The sequence below is a fragment of the Exiguobacterium sp. 8A genome, assembly GCF_902506275.1.
GTDB lineage: Bacteria > Bacillota > Bacilli > Exiguobacteriales > Exiguobacteriaceae > Exiguobacterium > Exiguobacterium profundum.
In genome coordinates, this window is sequence record NZ_LR733630.1 from 2864945 (window position 1) to 2872053 (window position 7109).

Below are 7109 nucleotides of genomic sequence, written 5' to 3' on the forward strand. Positions count from 1 at the left end.
TGTAGACAAAAACGGACAAACCTGATGGCTTGCCCGTTTATAAGTCGTTCATTATGCGATATCTTCTTGTTTCGATGACGTGTTGTCGAGAAGTTTTGTGTTGTGTTTGAAGTAGTGGATAATCTTCGCGATGGCACCGTCACCCGTGACGTTTGTCGCTGTCCCGAAGCTATCTTGTGCCAAATAGAGCGCGATGACCAAGCTTTGCATCGTTGCGTCGAACCCGAGGATCGAGCCGAACAATCCAAGCGATGCCATGACGGCTCCACCCGGTACACCTGGTGCTGCAATCATCGTCACACCGAGTGCAAGGATGAATGGAAGCACGATGGCGTAAGACATCGGCATGCCATTCAAGTACATGAGCGCGACACCGACCGATGTGAGTGTGATCGTCGACCCTGACAAGTGGATCGTTGCCGAGAGCGGGATGACGAAGTTCGCGACACCTTCGTCCGTGTTGTTCAACTTCGCTTGGCGAAGCGTGACTGGAATCGTCGCGGCCGATGATTGCGTCCCGATGGCTGTGAAGTAAGCCGGCATCATCGTCTTGAGCAACTTGAACGGATTCTCTTTGTTGAGACCACCTGCGATTGAATATTGAATCATGAGCATCGTCAAATGAAGGACGATGATTGTGACGAAGACGAGCGAGAAGACCGATAGGATCTCAGCGACTTGACCAGCGTACGTCATGTTCATGAAAATTCCGGCGATGTGGATTGGAAGTAATGGAATAATGACTTTACTGATTAAGAGTTCGATGATATCGCGGAAATCCATGGCGAGGTCGAGTGACCGTTTGCTTTCGATCGCGGCAATCCCGATTCCGATGACGAAAGCTAAGATAAGTGCGGTCATGACACCGAATACAGGTGGAATCTCAAATTCCATGAACCCTTTCAACAAGGCTTCTTCTGGATTTTCGGCTCCTGTCGTCGACCGTGTCAAAATTTGCGGGAACAAGTTGCTTGTTGCAAAGTATGCTAATGTTCCGGCGATGATGGTTGATGCGTAAGCGATGAGTGCTGTGAGTCCGACCAGCTTTCCTGCTCCTTTTCCAAGTTCCCCGATACCCGGGATGATAAAAGCAAGAATAATCAATGGAATAGCGAAGCCTAAGAACTGCCCGAAGACCGTGTTGAACGTCACGAACGTCCGAACGATCCAGTTCTGACTTTCTGGTACGATGCTCCCGAGTAAAATACCGAAAGCGATCGCGATGATGATGCGACCTAAGAGGCCAATACGTAATTTCAAATCAATCACCCTTTCTGTTTGTTTGAATAGTTGATATTTTCGCACATTTTACGGAATGTTGCCACCTTCTCTTACAATTTTTCTAAAGAAAGACGTTTGACAACTGTTTAGAAGGGTATTAGAAAATGTTGTACATATCAAGGGAAGGGGCTTCTCCTTTTCCTAATATAAAAACGATGTTATGATTAATTCTGACAGACGTAAAGGAGGGGTGCGCGTGCAGTTACAACGAACAACGATTCACATTGCGGGTCAAGACTATACGATCGTAAGCGAAGAACCCGCTGACCATGTGAGGGAAGTAGGCTTTTTGGTCGACAGTAAGATCCGCGAAATTCGTGAACAATCCCCTCATCTAGATGCTCGTCAGGCAGCGGTCTTGGCTGCGATTCAAATCGCGAGCGACCACGTCAAAACTAAACGAAATATGGGAGAATAAATCAATCCATGGTTACGCTACTTATACTGTTTTTCTTGTTTATCGGAATCGTCAACGGCTTCCGTCGTGGCGCGATTCTACAGCTCGGCCATTGGGTCGCGCTCATCATCAGTTTTCTCGTCGCCAATACGTACTATAAAGAGTTAGCCGAAGCGTTCAAGCTGTGGATCCCGTATCCGTCTCAGCTCGACGGAACGCTCCCGGGTGGCGTGTTGGACCTCAATTCCCTTTCAGGGATTGAGATGACATTTTATAACGTCTTTTGGTTCGTCGTCTTGTTCCTCATTACGAAACTCGTCTTGCATCTCATCTTGGCGATGCTCGACTTCTTGACGGACTTGCCAATTTTGCGCCAATTAAAAGGTGTGATCGGAGCTGTCCTAGGATTCTTCGAGGCATATGTCATCACATTCTTCATCCTTTGGGTGATCGCGTTCGTGCCGATGGCGAGCGTTCAAAACGCCGTCGACAAATCGTCGCTAGCGACATATATCATTCAAGACACGCCATATCTATCGGATTGGTTTTCAAATAAGATGTTGTGACACGACAGGCCGGAATGCAAGCTAGTGCTTGTGTCTCGGTCTTTTCTGTGTGAAGAGGGGGAAGCATATGAATAAAGTAGAAGCGATGATGTTGCTCGAAAAAATCGCGCAATATATGGAGATCAAAGGGGAGAACCCGTTTAAAATCAATGCGTTCCGCAAGGTGGCGACAGCGCTCGAGAACACGAACCTTGAACTCGAGGACATCGACGACTTGACGTCCATCTCAGGAATCGGGAAAGGGACGGCTGCAGTCCTTGAAGAGTATCGAGACACAGGACGCAGTGAAGTACTTGAAGCACTGCAAGAAGAGATTCCGTTCGGTTTGATGAAGCTCTTGAAAATTCAAGGGCTCGGCGGGAAGAAACTTGCTAAACTCCGTGAAATCGGTGTCGTCGACTTGGAGTCGCTCATCCGTGTACTCGAAGACGGGACGGCTGCATCACTACCCGGTTTCGGGGCGAAGAGTGTGGAGAAATTACTCGCCGCCGCGAAGAACCTCGAATCACGTCCAGAACGATTGGCTTATGCAGTCATGCGACCAATCGTTGAAGAAATCAATGAGGTGTTAGAGAAGGAGACGCTCGTCTTGCGTCATTCGGTCGGAGGAAGCTTCCGCCGTGCCGAAGAGACGTGTAAAGACCTTGACTTCATCATCGCGACCGAGGAGCCGATTGAGCTACGTGAGAAGCTGCTCGCTTTGCCGTTCATCAACGAAGTGATTGCGGCAGGCGAGACGAAAGTCTCGCTCGTCCTCGAACGTGAAGAGATGGTATCGGTCGATTTCCGTATGGTCGAGCCAGGCGCGTTCGCTGCGACGCTTCACCATTTCACGGGATCAAAAGACCACAACGTCCGCATGCGCCAACTCGCGAAAGCAAAAGGAGAGTCCATTTCCGAATATGGGGTCGAGACAGCAGACGGATTGTGGCAACCGGAAACCGAAGAAGAACTGTTCGAACGGTATGGTCTCCCATTCATCCCGCCTGAACTTCGGGAGGGGCATGCAGAGTTCGAGCACGACTTATCGAAGCTCGTCACGCTCGAAGACATCAAGGCTGACGCGCACATGCACACGGTCTGGTCGGACGGGAAGTTGACCGTCGACGAAATTGTCGTGGCGATGAAAAATCGCGGCTATGAATGGATGGCCATCACCGACCACGGGAAGTATTTGACGTTCGTCAATGGCTTGACCGAGGAACGACTCGAAGCACAGGGGGAAGAAATCCGAGAAGCAGCGAAGACACATGACATGAACGTGTTACGAGGCGTCGAGATGGATATTCGTCCTGACGGGACACTCGACTATGAACCCGAGTTTCTAGAGACGCTCGACTACGTCGTCGCTTCCATCCATTCGAAGATGGACCAATCGGTCGACGAAATCATGGCTCGTCTGGAGAACGCCTGCCGTTCTCCGTACGTCAACGTGATCGCCCATCCAACAGGTCGACTCATCGGTCGTCGGGACGGTTATCCGATCGACGAGGACAAGCTGATCGCACTCGCTAAAGAGACAGGGACGGCGCTCGAGTTGAACGCCAACCCGAACCGCCTCGACCTGACAGCTTCTACGCTGAAGAAAGCGAAAGCAGCGGGCGTCAAAGTGATGATCAACACGGACACGCATCACCCAGATATGATGGCAGACATGGCCCTCGGTGTGTTGCACGCACGGAAAGCCTATCTCGAACCATCGGATATTATCAACTGCTTCACGTTTGAAGACGCCAAGGCGTTCTTTGCGGCGAAGCGATAGAAAGGAACATGCTAGATGGATCACGCGTTACGCGTATTAGAATATGAAAAATTGCGCCAACAGCTTGCCGGACATGCGGCGAGCTCGCTCGGGAAAGATTTGGCGCTGAAGATGCAACCGGACTACTCGTACGACCGGGTACTCTCGAATTTGAACGTGACGAAAGAGGCGACCGAGGTCGTCCGTCTTCGTGACCGTCTGCCGCTCGGCGGGTTCACGGACGTCCGTGCGGAAGTGAAACGGGCCGCAATCGGTTCTGTCCTCTCGACGAGCGAACTGCTCGCCGTTGCTGCCGTCATGTATGGCGGTCGCCAAGTGAAGAACTTCTTCGAGAAGCTTCATGAGGACAATGAAGAGATTCGCATTCCTCGACTTGACGAGTATGCGGACAAGTTGACGAAGCTGATTGAAGTCGAACAGGCGATTCGTCATGCGATTGACGACCAAGGAACGGTCCAAGATTCCGCGAGTTCACAACTCCGAGGACTTCGGACACAGCTCCGGAGCTTTGAAGGGAGTGTCCGGTCACGCATTGACAACATCCTTCGCAATAATGCGAAGATGCTCTCAGACGCGATCGTTACGATTCGAAACGACCGTTATGTCGTGCCGGTCAAACAAGAGTACCGCCAAGCGTTCGGTGGGATCGTCCATGACCAGTCGGCTTCGGGTCAGACACTCTTCATCGAGCCGCAAGCCATCGTCTCCATCAACAATGAGATTCAAGAAGTTCGCTTGAAGGAACGTGCTGAAATCGATCGGATTTTGAGTGCGCTCTCGAACGAGGTCGGTGGAGTGCATGATGCCATCATGACGAATATCGATGTATTAGCCGAACTCGACTTCATCTTCGCGAAAGTCGCTTACGGACAAGAGATGAAAGCGACCGAGCCGAAGTTGAACGACAATCGGGAGATCAAATTGAAGCAGGCACGTCATCCGTTCATCCCGAAAGATGAGGTCGTGCCGATTACGGTCGAACTTGGGGAAGACTATACGTCACTCGTCATCACCGGACCAAACACCGGCGGGAAAACCGTCACGTTGAAGACGATTGGACTCCTTCAGTTAATGGTGCAATCAGGTCTCTACGTGCCGGCAGAGTTCGGGACAGAGCTTTCCGTGTTTGACGCGGTCTATGCCGATATCGGGGATGAGCAATCGATTGAACAGAGTCTTTCGACGTTCAGCTCGCATATGACAAACATCGTCGGCATGCTCGACAAGATCGACTTCATGTCACTCGTCCTCTTCGATGAGCTCGGTGCCGGGACAGATCCGCAAGAAGGGGCAGCGCTCGCCATCGCGATTCTAGATGAAGTGAAACGTCGAGGGGCACGCGTCGCGGCGACGACGCACTACTCTGAACTGAAGGCATACGCTTATAACCGCGAAGGCGTCATGAACGCTTCGATGGAGTTTGATATCGAATCGCTCAGCCCGACGTACCGTCTTTTGATTGGCGTACCCGGTCGCTCGAACGCCTTTGAGATCAGTCGTCGTCTTGGACTGTCTGAGCAAGTCATCGACAAGGCACGTAGCCACGTCGGTAGTGATGCAGAGTCAGTCGAATCGATGATCAATGAGCTTGAAGCAGCGAAGCAACGTGCCGAGCAGCTCGAGCAAGAGCTCATCGTCAAGCGCCATGACTTCGAAGAAGAACAGGCGGCGTTTGAGGCGAAGATGACCGAATTCGAGCGCGAGCGCGACAACTTGTATAGCGCGGCCGAGGCGAAAGCCGAGAAGGCTGTCGAACAGGCGAAGCGTCAGGCGAACGAAGTCATCGACCGCTTGAAGAAGCTACGTGAGCAAGGAATCGTCAAAGAGCACGAGATTATCGCGGCGAAGAAAGAGCTCGAATCGGCAAAACCGACGCTTCAAGAGAAAAAGATCCAAAAAGTGAAACAAAAAGCCCAGCAGAAACGTACGTTCAGTAAGGGCGAAGAAGTGAAAGTGACGACGTTCAATCAAAAAGGCTACATCGTGAAACAAATCAACGACAATGAGTACAACGTCCAAGTCGGCATCATGAAAGTGAACGTCAAAGCGGACGACCTTCAGAAGATTGGACCTTCGAAAGAGAAGTCGCTTCAGTCGAAAGGCAGCTCGCTCAAACGACAGAGCTCGACGAAGTCCGAGCTCGACCTTCGTGGCGTCCGTGTCGAAGAAGGACTCATACGTCTAGACAAGTACATCGATGAAGCGCTCGTGTCTGGCTATGACAACGTTCGGATCATCCATGGTTTAGGTACCGGGGCGATGCGTCAGGCGACACAAGAATTTTTAAAAGGACATCGTCACGTGAAGAGCCAGCGCCCGGGAGGAATGGGCGAGGGTGGACTCGGTGTCACGGTCGTCGAACTAAAGTAAAGGGAGTCTGGGAATGGGTACGTTAACGTTTGCAGTGATGCTGGAGTCGTTTGGTCTCTATTCGATGGCGGGACTGATGATTATCGTCGGTCTTGCCATCTTCGAAGTGACGACGCCATACAGCAACTGGCGCGAGATTCAAAAAGGAAATATTGCCGTCGCCTTGGCAACGGGCGGGAAGATTGTCGGTCTCGCCAACATCTTCCGTGTTGTCGAGAGCTATCATGAGAGCACAATCGACATCTTCATCGGTGGAGGATTCGGCTTCATGTTGCTTCTCGCAACTTACTGGTTGTTTGAATTTTTGACACCGACTCTGAAGGTGAACGATGAGATTCAAAAAGGAAATATCGCCGTCGGACTGTTGGCATTCTTGCTGTCGATTGGGGTCTCCCTCGTCGTCGGCGCGGCATTGGTGAGGTGAAGACATGGTATACGAACGATTGGCTAAGATTTTGTTCATCGGGGCCGGGCTGTTCTTAGTGGCAGCGGCACTATGGTATATGTTTTATTGAGGAAATGAGATATAGCATCCTTAAAAGATGTTATATCATACATATGGAAGTAAAAAAGGTTAAAATAATTTGATTTTATAATTGGAAACTATGATTAGTTAAAGTTTAAAAAACAAATATTTCAGAAATTTAATATATCTAAAATAGAAATTTATAGATGTTTAAATTACAAAAAATGAATGTGGTAATTTGATTGAGCTTAATTTATTGACTATAAC

At 50.2% G+C, this 7109-nt stretch carries 6 protein-coding genes; 5 read left to right on the top strand and 1 reads right to left on the bottom strand.

Translation table 11 applies throughout. The annotated features are described in order from the left end of the window. Positions 1-51 precede the first annotated feature (51 nt). Positions 52-1260 carry a dicarboxylate/amino acid:cation symporter gene (locus tag GVY42_RS15045; protein ID WP_015881046.1) on the bottom strand — a complete coding sequence of 403 codons (1209 nt, stop codon included), beginning with the start codon at positions 1258-1260 and terminating at the stop codon, positions 52-54. A gap of 217 nt (positions 1261-1477) precedes the next feature. Here GVY42_RS15045 and zapA point away from each other — a divergent pair, with 217 nt between their 5' ends. The 5 genes from zapA (at position 1478) to GVY42_RS15070 (ending at position 6800) form a co-directional block, all read left to right on the top strand. Continuing rightward, complete coding sequence (zapA, locus tag GVY42_RS15050; RefSeq protein WP_015881047.1) at positions 1478-1699, top strand: cell division protein ZapA; 222 nt, start codon at positions 1478-1480, stop codon at positions 1697-1699. 8 nt (positions 1700-1707) lie between these two features. Beyond that, positions 1708-2244, top strand: a complete 537-nt coding sequence (locus tag GVY42_RS15055) for a CvpA family protein (protein WP_031421319.1) — start codon at positions 1708-1710, stop codon at positions 2242-2244. Positions 2245-2311: 67 nt separating this feature from the next. Next, the gene (gene polX, locus GVY42_RS15060) at positions 2312-4006 is read left to right on the top strand and encodes a DNA polymerase/3'-5' exonuclease PolX (protein WP_159561938.1); all 1695 of its coding nucleotides are present in this window, start codon (positions 2312-2314) and stop codon (positions 4004-4006) included. A gap of 15 nt (positions 4007-4021) precedes the next feature. Further along, complete coding sequence (locus GVY42_RS15065) at positions 4022-6376, top strand: endonuclease MutS2 (RefSeq protein WP_159561939.1); 2355 nt, start codon at positions 4022-4024, stop codon at positions 6374-6376. Positions 6377-6389: 13 nt separating this feature from the next. Further along, on the top strand, positions 6390-6800 hold the full coding sequence (locus GVY42_RS15070) for a DUF350 domain-containing protein (RefSeq protein ID WP_159561940.1): 411 nt from the start codon (positions 6390-6392) through the stop codon (positions 6798-6800). The last annotated feature ends 309 nt before the right edge of the window (positions 6801-7109 follow it).